The organism is Kocuria sp. p3-SID1428 (genome assembly GCF_025149945.1).
In the GTDB taxonomy this organism is placed as follows: Bacteria; Actinomycetota; Actinomycetes; order Actinomycetales; family Micrococcaceae; genus Kocuria.
Genome location: NZ_JALXVH010000010.1, coordinates 23,115 through 38,496 on the forward strand (window position 1 = coordinate 23,115; position 15,382 = coordinate 38,496).

Genomic DNA, 15,382 nt, shown 5'->3' on the forward strand with positions numbered 1-15,382 from the left:
GTCGCGGTTGTGACACTCGTTCCGTAAGCTTGGTTGCATGGTCGAACTGGTAGCGCTGAGGAAGACGAACGAGGTGGCCGCGTACGTCCGCGCCTCCATGGACCGCAAGGGCGACCGCTGGACGGTCGATACGCAGCTGAGGAAGATCAGGGCGCTGGCCGAGGCCAAGGACTGGAACGTCGTCGAGGTCTACGAGGACAACGCCGTGTCGGCGACGAAGAAGCGCCGCGCTGGCACCCGCTGGGCCGAGATGCTGGACGACGCCCGCGCGGGCCGCTTCTCGATGGTGGTCGCCGTGGACATGGACCGGCTGCTGCGCAGCACGAAGGACCTCAACACCTTGATTGACCTGGGGCTGCGGGTCGTCACCGTGGACGGCGAGATCGACCTCTCGACGGCCGACGGTGAGTTCCGAGCGACGATGCTCGCGGCACTGGCCCGGTTCGAGGCCAGGCGTAAGGCGGAGCGTCAGATCAGGTCGAACGAGCGCCGACGCTTCGAGGGCATCCCGACGAGCGCCTGGAAGGCGTTCGGGTGGACGCGAGAGGGCGAGCTGATCCCGGAGGAGGCCGACGCCGTCCGGCGGGCCTTCGCCGCGTTCCTCGGCGAGCCGTCGCTGTCGATCCGGCGAATCCGCGAGGATCTGAACGGTGCCGGTCATCTCACCGCCCGCGGGTCGGAGTTCTCCGTCGATGCCGTGCGCTACCTGCTCGCGAACCCGCTCTACGCTGGCTACATCAAGCACTACGCGTCGGGCGAGCTGTACCCGGTGCAGGGCGAGGCGTTCCCGCCCATCGTCGGCGAGCAAACGTGGCGGGCCGCGGTGGCGAAGCTGGAGGACAACGTGCGGAGGTCGGCGAGGCAGGGTAACCAGCCGAAGTACCTTCTGTCGACGATCGGGCTGTGCGGGAAGTGCGGTGCGACGCTCGTCTCCGGGACGAACAGTCGCAAGCAGCCGACGTACCGCTGCGGCGAGCAGTTCCATCTCACCCGCCAGCGCGAGCCCGTCGATGCGATGGTGACCGAGGCGGTGCTCACCCGCTTGTCCTCGGTGGATGTGCACAACCTCGTGATGCCGCAGGAGGACGATGGGCCAGATCACGAGGAGTTGCTGACGGAGCGGAACGCCCTGGTCGAGCGGGTGAAGGAGCTGAGCCCGCTGCTGCGTGACATCCATCAGCCGGTCCTGGAGATCACGGCGGCGATCAACGACGTGAAGGCCCGCATCGATGAGATCGACGCGGAGCTGCTCGACCGTTCGGTGTCGGTGGCGGCGAAGTTGCTCGCGGACGTGGACGAGCCGGTCGGCACCGCGGAGCGCCGCGAGGTGGTCGAGGCGAAGTGGAAGACGTTGGACGTGGACCGCCGCCGGATGCTCGTGGACGAGCTGGTGACGGTGACCATCGAGCCCATCGCGCCCGGTCACGTGAAGTTCGACCCCGACCTCATTCGTATAGAGCCGCGTCGCGACTGACTCATGAGTCAACTCGTCAGTGGACTGGTGAGTCGACTCGTGGGAGAGTGGTTGCAGACAAGAAGATCCCACCGGGGCCGCGACTTAGAAGCGCGGGGTTCTGCTCCCGGATGAGTAGCCGGTCAAACAGCCCAACTACCGTGGCGGGGAACCGGAAGATACTCATATCTGAGGACTTCCGATGTCTGTCGTTATCGACGTTCCCCGCGCATCCGCGCTGGACTGCCCTGCTCTCGATCAGGACTCGTCTCCCGTTCCGCATGCTGATGGGCTCGATCCCGTCATCGCCGCCGCCCGCGCCGCCGGTCGCCGAGCCGGTGAGCGCCTGGCACTCACTCCGCTGACGCCGCGACAGCGCGCCGCCGTCGCCGCCGTGATGGGCGGTGGTCGCTGATGAGCGCGAACTCCGCCGCCTTCGATCACCTGACCAGCTTCCGCTGGCGACAGGGCGACCCGTCCCTCGCCGATGGCGAGGCCCAGCTCTACGACCTCGGCGTGCTCCGCTCCGTGCTGGAGGAGGCCGTCGAGATCGCCGTCGCCGATGCCCGCGCCGACGGGGTGACCTGGGCCAAGATCGGCGACGCCCTCGGCGTCACGCATCAGGCCGTCATCAAGCGTTACCGCAAGGGTGGTGCCCGATGAACGCCGCCGAACGCACCAGCGCCACCGCTCCCGCTGACCTGACCAGCCCGACCGATGGGCCTGGCCTGGCATCCGCCGGAGGCGGGCTGCCCGTCGTCGTGATGCCCGTCCTCATCCGTGCTCCGCACTCCAAGAGTTCTGGAAGCCTCATCCGTTCCTACGGGCGCGGCAAGGGCTTGTCGATTGCCGCGCCATGCAACAACATGCCTGGTCAGCTGCCGGTTTCGCCTTCGCTCCACCGCGTGACCCCGCAGGATCATTTGGGGGTCAATAGGGGGTCATTTAAGGCGCCGCACGCTCCTTCCGACGTCCTGGGCGGTGGTCGCCGTGGCTAAGCAGGAGAACAACCCGACGAGCATCGGGCTCACGCAGTACCTCGATCCGTCGTACTGGACCTGGGCCGCCGAGGACGCGAACGGGGCCGCGCTGCTCCAGCAGGGAGCCGGGGCGATCCTCGCCTACGTGGTGCAGCGGCTCGAGGCGATCGGCTGTGAGGTCGTCGAGGCCTACGGCATCGTGCACGACAAGGACGAGCGCGAGGTCTGGAGCGACACCGAGAAGACCCTCGTGGTCGAGCCGAAGCCGGATCACCTGCACGCGGTGATCAAGTTCGCCAGCCGCGCGAAGAGCGCGCCTCTGGATCGGCTCGCGTTTGGCATCGGCGTCGAACCGCAGTACGTCGAGAAGCCCGGTCGCGGGCGGTACGCCTTCGACAACATGCTCTCGTACCTGACGCACGTGAAGTACGCGGACAAGCACCAGTACGCGCCTTCGGAGGTCGCCACGGTGCGCGGGCCGGACTACCTCGGCATCGACGCCCAGCGCCGGGAGACGTGGCTCAAGGGTCGCGCCCACGTGAAGAAGAAGGTCGTCGCCGAGAACTTCGAGGACATGCGCGAGCGCGTGCTCCAGGGCGAGATCACGCGCGATCAGATCATGCTTACCGATGAACTGTTCGACATCTACTCGCGGCATCAGCGGGAGATCGACGATGCCCTGTCCGCCTACGGTCAACGCCGCGCGTACCGGGCGGCGGCGAAGCTCCGCGCCGGTGAGTTCTCGACGCACGTGGTATTCGTGCACGGGGATGCCGGTATCGGCAAGACCCGGTTCGCCACGGACTTCATCACCGAGGCGATCAACGCGGCGAACGCCCACGGCGAGCGGTGGCAGGTCTACCGGGCCGCCACGGGGAACCCCCTCGATGACTGGCGCGGGGAGGAAGTGCTGCTGCTCGACGATCTGCGCGCCTCGGCGATGGACGCGAACGACTGGCTGCTGCTGCTCGATCCGTACAACGCCTCCCCGGCGAAGGCGCGCTATAAGAACAAGGGCGAGGTGGCCCCGCGTCTCATCGTCATCACTGCGACGATCGAGCCCGTCGAGTTCTTCTACTACGCCCGTCAGAAGGGCAACGTGGACGAGGCGCTGGACCAGTTCATCCGCCGCCTGGCCTCGGTCGTGAAGGTCTACCGTGCCGACGAGATCAACCGCTACCTCGTGCAGCACATCGGAAGGATCGAGCCCTACGAGTGGCATCAGTGCAGCGTTCCGGCCGCCGCGCACACGCCCGGCATGTACGGGAACGCGTACCACCGGAACGCCGGGTCGCGGGAACTGACCTACGGTCCGGAGACCTCGGCCGACCACGACGCGGACGGCGCGGTCGCGGAGCTGCTGAGCGGGCTCGCCGTGCGGAGTCCGGACGTGCCGCTGGCACTGATCGGAGGTGCCGCATGAGCACCGAACTGGACGCGCTCTTCCAGGGGGTCGAGGGGGCCGGAGGCCCCTCGCAAGCAGGCATGGAGGACACGAGCGTCAGCGATGTGTTCGACATGCCTACTGCTTGCCACTCTGGCGTACAGGTGGAGCAGCAGACCGACTCCCAGGTGAACACGGGTCGGGCTGATGCGGAGGCTGTGCGGCAGAGTCACGGCGGCGCGAAGCGTCGTCGTGGGGGCCGCGCGAAGCTCGATACCGACTTCGGAGAGGCCACGCTCGCGGCGCTTCGCACTCGTGCGAAGCGGCTCGGGCTGGCTCCGAGCACGTGGGTGCGGGCCGTCGTGCGCGATGCCCTCCACGCCTCTCGGAGCGAGGAGTTGGACGCCGCCGTGGCCGCGCACCTGCTCGGCGTCGAGGCGCGCGCGCAGGTGTCGGCGGACGCGCGCGAGCTGGCCGCGCAGATCCGCCCGCTGGCGATCAACGTCAACGACCTGGACCACCGAGCACGTGCCGGTGAGGCGGTGGCGCTGTCGTCGGAGGTGCCCGAGCTGATCGAGCTGCTGCGCGAGGTCCGCGCCCTGCTCGGTGATCGGACGGCGTCATGAGCACGACGCACTACAGCCCGAGCGCCAGCGCCGCCGACACGGAGCGCTATATCCGGGGCAAGGAGGACGAGCGGGGCGTCGCGATCACGTGCGATGTGCCGGGAGGCCCCGGCGCGTTCTCGGCGCGCGCTCGGGCGCTCACGCAGAACACGACGCGCGAGGTCGAGGCGCTGCACTACCGCCAGTCGTTCAGCGACGAGGAGTTCGACCCGAAGAACCCCGAACACGTGCAGCGGGTGAACGACCTGGGCTACCAGCTCGCCAAGAAGATGCACCCGGATTCCGACTGCCTCGTCGTCAGTCATGTGGATGGGCGGGGAAAGAAGCCGCACAACCATATTTTGGTTCTCAATCACAACAACCGCACGGGAAAGGCGCTCTCGGACTATCGCACGTTCCACGACCGCAAGGCCGGGAATCAGAAGGGCGTGCAGTCGGCGAACGACGAGCTGATGCGCGAGCACGGGCTCTCGGTCGTGAAGCGGCTGGAGCACGCGCCGAAGGACTGGGAGCTGCGCCGCGAAGACTTCGCCGAGGGGTCGCTCGACCGCGAGATGGGCGACCGGATGAGTGCGGCGCTGGCCGATCCCCGCGCGGTGGACAAGGCCGGTCTGGTCTCGGTGATCGAGGAGCAGAACCAGCAGCTCGGTGATGACGGGGATCGGGTGCCACGGATGCGGCTGCACAGCCCCGTCAGCAAGAAGGGCAAACGCGCCGGGCAGGAGACCTGGACGCTCTACATCGAGGACCGCCGCGGCGAGTCCGGGCGTGCCGAGCGCCGCAAGCGCACGAGCGCACTCTCGGCGGACTTCACCCCGGAGGGCGCGCAGGCGTTCTTCGACTACCACCAGCAGCAGAAGGAGCAGGAACATGAGCGCAGCACTCGACAGGCTGAAGCAGCAGAACGGGCCCGTGCAGTCGCCGCAACCGCTCGGCAGTCCGGAGACGATGGAGCTGTTGACCTCGATCCTCGCCGCCGTCGAGGCGCAGAATACGAGGATCGCCACGCTGACCGAGCAGCAGAAGAAGCTCGCGGGGTTCGTGAAGGTGGACAGCGAGGAGCAGGAGAAGCAGCTCTCCGCGATCTCGCATCAGCTGACCTCAACGTCGCCGCCGCCGGAGTCGAACGAGAACAGCGAACTGCTCGCCGGAATCGCGTCCACTCTCGCGGGTATGAGCGTGAACCTCAACGGGGAGAGTCTGAAGGGCTCAGCCTCTAAGTCCGAGGCTGCCGCCAAGCATCTCGATGAGAGCCGGGCTAAGTTCGAGCGGGCCGCGAACGGTGCGCAGAAGGCCTGGCGGGAGTCGATCACCCAAGCCAGCGCCGAGGCGACGAGTGCGATCAGCACGGCCCGGGATCAGGCTGTGCAGTCGATCGAGAGGGCCGCTGCCGACGCCGGGGCCGTGGCAACAGCCAAGATTGACGCCGCGAACGAGCGGGCCGAAAAGATCATCGCCACAACGGCGAAGCTGGAGGCCCGTCAGCTTTGGTCTGTCGCCGCGTCGATGTGCCTCGCGCTGCTGCCGGTCGCAGTGATCGTCGCGGGTGTTTGGATGGCCGTCGCCGGGCTTATCACGGGCGCTCAGTGGGCCCTCGACGTGGACGGGAGCGTGTGGCTCGGGATCGGTCGCTGGCTCGTGGTCTCCATGGGCCTCGCCGGGGCCGGCTACGGACTCTTCGCGTCCGTCCGCTGGGTCGCCGGTCTCGTGGAGACCTGGAAGGGCCGCGGGATGCCGAGGTGGCCCCGTTGGCGGTGATGGCTGGATCCGATCGAGCTACCGGTTCCGATCAGCAGTCGAAGGATTTTCGCAGCAGCCAGTCCTGCGGCCTCGGTGCCGCCGCCGTAGCCTGACGAGCATCCCGGCCGTGACGGCCATCGCGACGGCGATCCCGGCACCGATGATCCAGGGATTGCCGAGGAGCCCTCCGACGCCTGCGAGTGCTCCGCCCGCCGCGATGAGCGGCAGGCCGCAGCAGAGCAGCAACGGAAGCGCGCAGCATGCCAGTAGGAGCAGCCCGGTCCCTGCGGCGACGATGGGACCGGCGCGCCGTTCGTCGCGGTCGTGATCGGCGCTCATCGTCTGCACCTCTTCCGGATGAGATCTCCCCGATTGCATGCGTTGCCGTTCATGCGCAGCACGAGAGCAGTGACGGGTCGGTGGTGAAGGACTTCGCGGCGATCCGGATGCCTTCGGTCATGGTCAGGTAGGGGGCCCAGTCGTCGGCGACTTCGGCGATGGTCTTGCCGAGCACGTGGACGCCTGCGGCGGCGAGTTCCCCGGCGTCCTTGGCGACGGCGGTGAGGCCGAGGATCTCGCTCGTATCGGCGTTCACGACGATCTTGATGAACCCGCGGGTGTCGCGGTTGATCACCGCCCGGGGCACATACTCCAGGGGCAGCACGCGGCAGTCGCAGCGGATCCCCGCGGCGACGACCTCCTTCTCGGTCATCCCGACCGCGCCGATCGCCGGTCCGGTGAACGTCACCCGCGGCAGATGGGAGTAGTCGACGGACCGGTCGGCGTCGGCGAACGCGTTCTCGGCAACGAGGGTGCCGTGGTGGGCCGCGACGTAGACGAACTCCGGGTGCCCGGTCACGTCGCCCGCGGCCCAGATCCGCGGGTTCGACGACTGCAGATGGTCGGAGACGACCACCTCGCCGGAGTCCCCGGTCTTCACCCCGACCGCATCGAGGTTCAAGCCGTCGGTGACGGGACGGCGTCCGAGGGCGACGAGCACCTGGTCGGCGCGGAACTCCTGCGAGCCGCCGGACACGTCCGCGGTAACCACGACCTGCCCGGTCGCCGCGTCCCGGGACACCCGGGTCGGCACCGCGCGGCGGACCACCCGGATGCCCTCGTCGGCGAACACCTCCTGCAGTGTCCGGGACACCTCCGGCTCCTCCTTCGACGCGAGCCGGGACCGCACCAGCACGGTGACCTGGGAGCCGAGGCGGGCGAACAGCTGCGCCTGCTCCAGGGCAACGTAGCCGCCGCCGAGCACCAGCATCGACTCGGGGACCTCGGTCAGGTCCATCGCCGTGGTCGAGGTCAGGTACCCGGCCTCGTCCAGGCCGTCGATCGGCGGAGCCCACGGCCGCGCACCGGTGGCGACCAGGTAGTGCTCGGCCTCGATCGTCTCGACCGCTCCGTCTGCGGCGGTGACCTCCAACACCGGCGCGTCCGGGGTGCCCGCGAACCCGGCGTCTCCCCGCCGGACGTGCCACCCGTATGAATCGGCGACGTCGGCGTACTTCTCGCCCCGCATCGTCTCGACCAACGCCTGCTTCCCGGCGATCAGCGCGGGCATGTCCACTGGGCCTGCCGTCGTCGCGATCCCCGGGAACCGGTCGGCGGCGTCGGCGGCGACGTGCCGTGCATCGGCGGCGGCGATGAGGGCCTTCGACGGCACGCAGCCCGTGTTCACGCAGGTGCCGCCGAGCGTGCCACGCTCGATCATCACCACCGACTTCCCGAGCATGGTCGCGCGTATCGCGGCGGCGAACGCTCCGCCGCCCGATCCGATGATGGCGAGATCGTACTTCGTAGGCATCGCTGCTCCCGTCAAGGCTTGGACTTCTGTTCCGTTTCAGCCATACTGGACCTTCCAGTGCAGGGGAAGGTCAAGCGTGGCCCCTGCCGAATGATCGGAGGCCGCAATGCGCATCGGAGAACTCGCCGAACGCGCGGGCACCACCTCGAAGACGCTCCGGTTCTACGAAGAGCAGGGACTGCTGCCCCCGGCCGACCGGACGCCATCCGGGTACCGCGACTACGCGCCCGACGCCGTCGCCCGGATCGACTTCGTTCACCGTGGCCAGGCCGCAGGCCTCACCCTCGCCCAGATCCGCCAAATCCTCGACATCCGCGACAGCGGCCACGCGCCCTGCGAGCACGTGCGAGACCTCCTCGACGCGCGCCTGGCCGAGATCGAGCAGCAGATCGCCCAGCTCACCGCCCTGCACGGCACCATCGCCGACCTCCGGCACGACGCCGCGCACCCGGACCCCGTCACATGCAGCCCAGACCAGGTCTGCCGGTACCTGTAGAGGGACGCGGACCGAGAAAACGAGAGCCATAACACGAACATGCGCTAGGACAGCCCGCCAACACCCGCCGGGGTACGCGCAGCCCCGCTCCCGAAGTTTCCGGCTCCGCGGGTAGGTTGGATGCATGACCAATCACATGCCGACCGACGAGGTCACCCCCGGCACCCGCCTGAGTCCCGGCGCCGTGGCGCCACCGAAGGCGATCAAGGATCCTCTCCCCGATTGGAATCCGCGGGGTCCGCGGGTTCGTCGCGATCCCGTTTCCGCCTACGACGAGATGCGATCGCGATGTCCCGTCGCGCGCGGGGCGAGTGGTGCCTGGACGCTGTTTTCGCATGCTGATGTCACTGCTGCCGCCCTGGATCATCAAGTTTTCTCCAACGCGGTGTCCCGCCACCTCCAGGTGCCCAACGGCTTGGACGAGGCCACGCACACGGAGTTCCGAGCTCTCGTGGATCGCTACTTCACTCGGAAACGGATGACAGCCTTGGAGCCTGCGGTGCAGCGAGTCGCGGCCGAACTCGTCTCGCAATTCGACGTTCCCGGGCCCATCGACGCAGTCGAGGTCGGCGCTCGCTTTGCGGTGCGCGCGCAAAGCGCCTGGCTCGGGTGGCCCCTCGACCTCGAGGGCGAGCTCCTGCAGTGGATGGCGGACAACCATGCAGCCACTCGCTCACGAGATGGGGCGCGCACCGCGGAAGTCGCCCAGCGCTTCGATGCCATCATCCGGTCCCTCATCGACGCTCGCCGCGAGGCTGGTGACGCCGCACCCGACGATGTCACCACCGAGCTTCTCCGCGACCGTGTCAACGGCCGCGAGCTGACCGACGAAGAGATCGTCTCGATCCTGCGCAACTGGACGGGTGGCGACCTGGGGTCGATCGCCCTCTGCACGGGCGTGATTCTGACCTACCTCGCCGACCACTCGCACGTGCAAGCCCGGCTGCGCTCCGGAGTGTCCGATCGGGAGTTCAACGCGATCCTCGATGAGATCCTGCGAATTGATGATCCCTTCGTGGCGAACCGACGCATCACCACCGAGCCCGTCACGGTCGGCGGCCGTGAGCTCGCCGCCGGCGAACGAGTCTTCCTCAACTGGGCATCCGCCAATCGGGATCCGCAGATGTTCGGTGACCCGGACGCATTCGATCCCCTTGGTAATGCGCCCTACAACCTCGTGTACGGTATCGGGAAACACGTCTGTCCTGGTCGCCCGCTCGCGACCCTCGAACTGCGGGCACTGACCCGGGCCGTCCTCGAGACGACGGTCACGATCGAACCCAATCCGGACAGGCGCCGACAGCGCGCGCTGCCGCCCGTCGGTGGCTTTGCCGCCGCTCCGCTGCGCCTGCGGTGACGACACAACCGGCCGTGGCCATCATGGCCAGGATGAGGACGTGGGGTTGGAAGCTGACCGACATTGGGAGGAGGATCGTCGAATGACTGTCCCGCCTGAGTCCGGGCACAGCGGTGAACCGCACGCACCAAGCCACCACGCCAAACTCAACGCACTGCGCGCCGGAGTGCTCGGCGCCAACGATGGCATCGTCTCCGTTGCCGCCTTGTTGCTGGGAGTGATCGCCAGCGGCGCCGGTGACACTGCGGTCTTCGTCGCCGGGTTGGCCTCGACCGTTGCCGGTGCGGTCTCGATGGCGTTGGGTGAGTACGTTTCCGTCTCCGCCCAGCGGGACACCGAGAAGGTCTTGATCAACAAGGAGCGCGCCGAGCTCGCCGATGATCCGCAGGCCGAACACGCCGAGCTGTCCGGCATCCTCCAGGGGTATGGCATCACCAGGGACACCGCTGATAAGGCTGCTACCGAGATCGGTGCCAGCGACCCCCTGGCCGCTCACCTGCAACTTGAGCTCGGCCTCGATGCGGAGGACTTGACGAACCCGATCACGGCGGCGCTGTCGTCGGCGGTGGCATTCGTGCTCGGAGCCCTGCTGCCCATGATCTCGGTCTTCTTCGCCCCCTCGGGGACTGACGCCGTTGTGGTCACAGTCGTGACTCTCATCGTTCTGGCCCTGACCGGTCACATCTCCGCGAGACTGTCGGGCACTTCACCGCTCAGGTCGAGCCTGCGCCTGGTCATCGGCGGCGCTCTCGGACTGGCGCTGACATACGTTGTCGGATCCCTATTCGGGCTTGCTGTTTGACACTCCCCAGGTCGCTTCCTTCGCCGTGCATCCAGTCTCTGGTCCTGGAAATTGCCGTGCATCACCAGGGCCTGGCCGCCGCAACGGAGATTCTCCGTGGTTCTTGATCCACGGCAAGGGAAGTTCGCTCGGTTCTGCGTAACTTAAGAGATGTCCAAGGAACCAGAACCGAAACGAAAGGAGACGAGCAGCCCAATGACTGCCTCGGCCCCCACCCTGAAGACCACCACCCTCCGCTCGGACGAGTTCTCCTGCCCGTCGTGCATCCAGAAGATCGAGACCAAGCTGACCGGGCTCGACGGCGTCGAGTCGGCCGAGGTGAAATTCTCCTCCGGCCGGATCATCGCCCAGCACGACCCGCAGAAGGTCTCGGTGCGTGACCTGGTGGAGGCTGTTGCGGAAGTCGGCTACACCGCCAAACCATCCGCCATCTGACATACATCATCTGACCGGCCTACTGCTTCAGAGCCAGTGACCCGCTGACGCTTCCGGTGTCGGCGGGTCGCGCTCTGTATCCGCAGTTGTCTGGAGCTGAGTCGGATAAAGCCATGAAGACTCGATCCGTGTCAAGGCGCGAGGAGTCGCCCGACCGTAGCTTGGAAGTGATCCCGAAAGGACCGCTTTCAACGGAAGGAAGAACCATGAAGACCTGGAAGACCTGGGGTGTGGTCGCCGCCTCGGGCGTGCTGATCGCCCTCGCCCTCGTCACCGGTTGGGACATCCTCATGATCGCGGCAGCCGTCGTCGCCGGCTGGCCGATCGCCGTCTCCGCGTGGCACGCGCTGCGCATCAAGATGATCTCCATCGACCTGCTGGTCGTGGTGGCAGCCGTCGGCGCCCTGTTCATCCAGAACTACTGGGAGTCGGCCGCCGTCACGTTCCTCTTCGCCCTCGGCAAGGCGCTGGAGAAGGCCACCCTCAACCGGACCCGCAAGGCACTGTCCGACCTGGTCGAGGCCGCTCCGGACACCGCCACCGTGCTGCGCGACGGCGAGCCGGAAACCGTCGAGATCTGGGAGCTCGTCCCCGGCGAAGTGGTGCTGGTGAAGAACGGTGAGCAGGTGCCCGTCGACGGTCGGGTCATCACCGGCAACGGGGGAGTCGACGAGGCCACCATCACCGGCGAATCCGTGCCTGCTGAGAAGTCCGAGGGCTCCGAGGTCTACGCCGGCACCTGGCTGCGCTCCGGCGTGCTGCGCGTCGAAGCCGTGGGGATCGGCTCCGACTCGACGCTGGCGAAGATCATCCACCGGGTGGAGGACGCCCAGGACGACAAGGCCAAGACCCAGACCTTCATGGAGCGGTTCTCCAAGTACTACACCCCCGGCGTCATGCTCGCCGCACTCGCTGTCGGCCTGCTGTCCTGGAACGTCGAACTCGCCCTGACCCTGCTGGTCATCGGCTGCCCCGGCGCGTTGGTCATCTCCATCCCGGTGTCGATCGTGGCCGGGATCGGCCGCTCGGCCAAGGACGGCGTCCTCATCAAGGGCGGCGAATACCTGGAGACCTCCGCCAAGGTCGACGCGATCGTCGTCGACAAGACCGGAACGCTGACCAACGGGCGCCCCGAGCTGACCGACGTCGACGTCCTCGACGACTCCTACACGGCCGAGGAGGTCCTCATCTTGGCGGCCCGCGCGGAGACCGCCTCGGAGCACCCGCTCGCCGAGGCGATCATCCAGGGAGCCGAGGGGCGGGGCCTGCGAGTCGACCATGTTGAGCACGCCGAGCCGGTCGCCGGCAAGGGCATCCGCGCTCAGGTGGACGGCCGCACGGTAGCCGTCGGCTCTGCGGACCTGCTCGGCTCCGCTGGAGACGCAGCCTCCGACTCCGCCGCGGACTCCGTGTCCGAGCTTGTCGCCGGCCTCAACCGGATCCTGGAGCTCAACGAACAGGGCAAGACCGCGATGTTCGTGGGAGTTGACGGCAGAGCGATCGGAATCGTGGCCGTGGCGGACACCATCCGCGCCGACGCGCCCGAGGCCATCAAGGCCCTCCACGGTCGAGGCGTCAAGGTCATCATGGCCACCGGAGACGCCGAACGCGTTGCCCGCAACGTCGCAGCCGAACTCGGCGTCGACGAGGTCCGCGCCGAGCTGATGCCCGAGGACAAGCTCATCATCGTCAAGGAGCTGCAGGCACAGGGTCACACCGTGGCGATGGTCGGCGACGGGGTCAACGACACCCCCGCCCTGGCGCAGGCGGACATCGGCGTGGCGATGGGAGCGGCCGGCTCACCGGCCGCGATCGAGACCGCTGACATCGCGCTCATGGCCGACCGGCTGCCGCGCCTGCCCCACGCGCTCGGCCTGGCACGGCGGACGGTGCGCACCATGCGAGTCAACATCGCCATCGCCCTGCTCACGGTCGCGCTCCTGCTGGCCGGCGTTCTCTTCGGAGGCGTGACGATGTCGCTGGGCATGCTGGTCCACGAGGCGTCGGTGCTGCTGGTCATCGCCATCGCGATGCTCCTGCTGCGCCCGACCCTCAAGGGCGAGCAGGGACGGGACGCCAAGCGTCAGCAGATCAACGATAACGCGAAGGAGCAGAAGGCCGTGGCCTGAACCAGCCGCCTCGGCTGCTCGGACTACCCAGAGCACGGCCGAGGCGACCGCCCGTGACCACCCTCTGAACATGCCCCGCCGGAGCTCTCCAGGTCTCACCCGGCGGGGCAGTCCCGTGCCGTCGTTCCTCTCGATAAGTAGCGGTGGTGTCCGGTGAGGGTTCCCCTTACGGGCATGCGATCTGGGCTGACGCCTGTGACCGAGTGTTCAGTGCGCGCTGTATAGTTCAGTCCATGCTGACTATTGCTTCGCGTCTCGACGTGATGAACCGCCTGGGTCGTGCACTGGCCGACCCCACTCGATCCCGGATCATCTTGACCCTGCTCGACCATCCCGCTTACCCGGCGGAACTGGCCCGAGATCTGGACCTGACACGCCCGAACGTGTCCAACCACCTGGCATGCCTGCGCGATTGCGGGATCGTCGTCTCCGAGCCCGAGGGTCGTCGGACACGATATGAGATCGCCGATTCGCACCTGGCGCAGGCGCTGACGGCACTGGTCGATGCCACCCTGGCAGTGGACGAAGACGCCCCGTGCATCGATCCCGCCTGCTCGCTTCCCGGATGCGACGCAGCTGGGGAGGGCGCATGATCCTCACCTCGGTCTTGCAGGCGATGGGCCTGTTCGCAGCGACCAACATCGACGACATCATTGTGCTCTCCCTCTTCTTCGCGCGAGGGGCAGGCCAGCGCGGCACTACCGCCCGCATTCTGGCCGGCCAGTACCTCGGATTCGCCGGCATCCTCGGTGCCGCGGTCCTGGTGACCATCGGTGCCGGAGCATTCCTGCCCTCGGCAGCCATCCCGTACTTCGGTCTCATCCCTCTGGGCCTCGGCCTCTGGGCCGCATGGCAGGCCTGGCGCGGAGACGATGACGACGATGACGACGAGGCCAAGGTTGCCGGCAAGAAGGTCGGCGTGTGGACAGTCGCAGGCGTCACCCTTGCCAACGGCGGCGACAACATCGGCGTCTACACCCCTGTCTTCCTCAGCGTGGAACCTCTCGCAGTAGTCGCCTACTGCATCGTCTTCCTCGCGCTCGTCGCGGTCCTGGTGGCCCTGGCAAAGTTCGTCGCCACCCGCCCCCCGATCGCCGAAGTGCTCGAACGCTGGGAGCACATCCTCTTCCCCATCGTTCTCATCGGCCTCGGCATCGTGATCCTCGTCAGCGGCGGAGCCTTCGGACTCTGACGTAGCGGCAGCGATCCAAACGGCCCCGACCGGGCGCACCCCTCTCGGTTCAGACCGCGACACCTACCTGCAGCCAGTCCTGCGTGATCGTGGCAACAAGACCGCCACGGAGCGCTGCAAAAACCCCGCCACCAAGCGAACGAAGCCACACTCACGATCCCCGCCCACATGGGTCCGGGGCTGAACCTCAACCTGCTGGGCAGCTTCGCCGAGCACGTGGCCTCGGAGCTCGGGTGGGAGCCGAACACGAAGGGGCCGGTCACCGGGTACCCGATCGACTGATCGGTCCCCGGCCGCACCCGTCGTTGACGCCGCCGATGCTCGGGGCCCTGGCCAGGGCGAATGACGTGCCGGATGAGAGCCTCCTCGAGCTCTATCGCCTGGCTGTCTCGGAGGGGCAGAGCCCACGAGGGTGTCGGTGGGCTGCTTCATCGCCCAGCAGCGCGAGCAGGTGGCCGTGCTGTTCCCGGACGGGCTGAGCATCCTCAGCCGTGAGATCGACCCCTTCGCGCAGGACCTCCAGGCGACGCGGACAGCTGATGCGCAGACCCGCGCCGCGCAGCCGGATGCGCGCATGACGTCATCGCTGCCCCGGGAGGAGCAGCTCGCGGCGCTGCAGCAGATGCGCGAGATGACCGGCATGCCCGATGACGCCTACGCCGCACTGGTTCGAGAGGTCGAGGCAGGGGGAGCGCACGGCGCAGATCGTCATGAGGGCACTCGAGCAGAGGCGCAGTGCGCTCGACCCGAAGACGATTGAGTACAACGTGTACAAGTTGTACTCATGACGCCATGACCAGTGTGACCCTGTCGCAGTTCCGGAACCGCCAGAGCGATGACATCGCCGCAGCTCAGCGAGATCCCGTGGAGATCACCTCCAGGGGCGCTGGCCGTCGTGTGGCCTGATTCGATCGGCTATGTGCCCGCCGCGACCACGGTCATCACCTCGGCCACCTGGCGTTCATCTGCCGCCAG

16 protein-coding genes and 1 pseudogene are annotated in these 15,382 nt (G+C 67.6%); 16 read left to right on the forward strand and 1 reads right to left on the reverse strand.

The window, feature by feature from the left end; genetic code table 11:
• Positions 1 to 37 precede the first annotated feature (37 nt).
• From M3E84_RS03720 to M3E84_RS03750, 7 genes and pseudogenes are all read left to right on the forward strand, one after another.
• Positions 38 to 1,474, forward strand: coding sequence for a recombinase family protein (locus tag M3E84_RS03720; protein ID WP_259894646.1), 1,437 nt, complete (start codon positions 38 to 40; stop codon positions 1,472 to 1,474).
• Between the two features lie 181 nt (positions 1,475 to 1,655).
• The gene (locus tag M3E84_RS03725) at positions 1,656 to 1,868 is read left to right on the forward strand and encodes a hypothetical protein (RefSeq protein WP_006215449.1); all 213 of its coding nucleotides are present in this window, start codon (positions 1,656 to 1,658) and stop codon (positions 1,866 to 1,868) included.
• A complete protein-coding gene (locus M3E84_RS03730) occupies positions 1,868 to 2,116 on the forward strand; it encodes a helix-turn-helix domain-containing protein (RefSeq protein WP_259894647.1) in 249 nt (82 codons plus the stop codon). The genes M3E84_RS03725 and M3E84_RS03730 overlap by 1 nt, the downstream gene beginning before the upstream one ends.
• A 318-nt stretch (positions 2,117 to 2,434) precedes the next feature.
• Complete coding sequence (locus M3E84_RS03735) at positions 2,435 to 3,856, forward strand: Rep family protein (RefSeq protein ID WP_053446999.1); 1,422 nt, start codon at positions 2,435 to 2,437, stop codon at positions 3,854 to 3,856.
• Positions 3,853 to 4,443, forward strand: a complete 591-nt coding sequence (locus M3E84_RS03740) for a hypothetical protein (protein WP_259894648.1) — start codon at positions 3,853 to 3,855, stop codon at positions 4,441 to 4,443. The genes M3E84_RS03735 and M3E84_RS03740 overlap by 4 nt, the downstream gene beginning before the upstream one ends.
• A pseudogene (locus M3E84_RS12470) lies at positions 4,440 to 4,901 on the forward strand (relaxase/mobilization nuclease domain-containing protein); the annotation flags it as partial. The gene M3E84_RS03740 and the pseudogene M3E84_RS12470, both read left to right, overlap by 4 nt.
• A gap of 412 nt (positions 4,902 to 5,313) precedes the next feature.
• The gene (locus tag M3E84_RS03750; RefSeq protein ID WP_038989747.1) at positions 5,314 to 6,201 is read left to right on the forward strand and encodes a hypothetical protein; all 888 of its coding nucleotides are present in this window, start codon (positions 5,314 to 5,316) and stop codon (positions 6,199 to 6,201) included.
• A 370-nt stretch (positions 6,202 to 6,571) separates the two neighbouring features.
• Here the strand turns inward: M3E84_RS03750 and merA are convergent, their stop codons facing one another.
• Positions 6,572 to 7,996, reverse strand: coding sequence for a mercury(II) reductase (gene merA / locus M3E84_RS03755; RefSeq protein ID WP_259894687.1), 1,425 nt, complete (start codon positions 7,994 to 7,996; stop codon positions 6,572 to 6,574).
• A 106-nt stretch (positions 7,997 to 8,102) separates the two neighbouring features.
• On the opposite strand from merA, the gene M3E84_RS03760 reads away from it, so the two are divergent.
• The 9 genes from M3E84_RS03760 to M3E84_RS03805 all read left to right on the forward strand — a co-directional run bounded on the left by M3E84_RS03760 (position 8,103) and on the right by M3E84_RS03805 (position 15,313).
• The gene (locus M3E84_RS03760; RefSeq protein ID WP_259894649.1) at positions 8,103 to 8,492 is read left to right on the forward strand and encodes a heavy metal-responsive transcriptional regulator; all 390 of its coding nucleotides are present in this window, start codon (positions 8,103 to 8,105) and stop codon (positions 8,490 to 8,492) included.
• A 124-nt stretch (positions 8,493 to 8,616) separates the two neighbouring features.
• Positions 8,617 to 9,849 (forward strand): cytochrome P450, encoded by a 1,233-nt coding sequence (locus M3E84_RS03765; RefSeq protein ID WP_259894650.1) that lies wholly within the window; start codon positions 8,617 to 8,619, stop codon positions 9,847 to 9,849.
• An 82-nt stretch (positions 9,850 to 9,931) separates the two neighbouring features.
• Positions 9,932 to 10,651, forward strand: coding sequence for a VIT family protein (locus M3E84_RS03770; protein WP_236863903.1), 720 nt, complete (start codon positions 9,932 to 9,934; stop codon positions 10,649 to 10,651).
• Between the two features lie 195 nt (positions 10,652 to 10,846).
• Positions 10,847 to 11,086, forward strand: coding sequence for a heavy-metal-associated domain-containing protein (locus M3E84_RS03775; RefSeq protein WP_007633811.1), 240 nt, complete (start codon positions 10,847 to 10,849; stop codon positions 11,084 to 11,086).
• Positions 11,087 to 11,292: 206 nt separating this feature from the next.
• Positions 11,293 to 13,215 (forward strand): cation-translocating P-type ATPase, encoded by a 1,923-nt coding sequence (locus tag M3E84_RS03780; protein ID WP_259894651.1) that lies wholly within the window; start codon positions 11,293 to 11,295, stop codon positions 13,213 to 13,215.
• Between the two features lie 233 nt (positions 13,216 to 13,448).
• Positions 13,449 to 13,808, forward strand: a complete 360-nt coding sequence (locus tag M3E84_RS03785) for a helix-turn-helix transcriptional regulator (protein ID WP_006590980.1) — start codon at positions 13,449 to 13,451, stop codon at positions 13,806 to 13,808.
• Positions 13,805 to 14,407, forward strand: a complete 603-nt coding sequence (locus M3E84_RS03790) for a cadmium resistance transporter (RefSeq protein WP_016997609.1) — start codon at positions 13,805 to 13,807, stop codon at positions 14,405 to 14,407. Before M3E84_RS03785 ends, M3E84_RS03790 begins: the two co-directional genes overlap by 4 nt.
• 412 nt (positions 14,408 to 14,819) lie before the next feature.
• A complete protein-coding gene (locus M3E84_RS03800; protein ID WP_259894652.1) occupies positions 14,820 to 15,167 on the forward strand; it encodes a hypothetical protein in 348 nt (115 codons plus the stop codon).
• Positions 15,168 to 15,199: 32 nt separating this feature from the next.
• Positions 15,200 to 15,313, forward strand: coding sequence for a type II toxin-antitoxin system prevent-host-death family antitoxin (locus tag M3E84_RS03805; protein ID WP_259894653.1), 114 nt, complete (start codon positions 15,200 to 15,202; stop codon positions 15,311 to 15,313).
• Positions 15,314 to 15,382 lie beyond the last annotated feature (69 nt).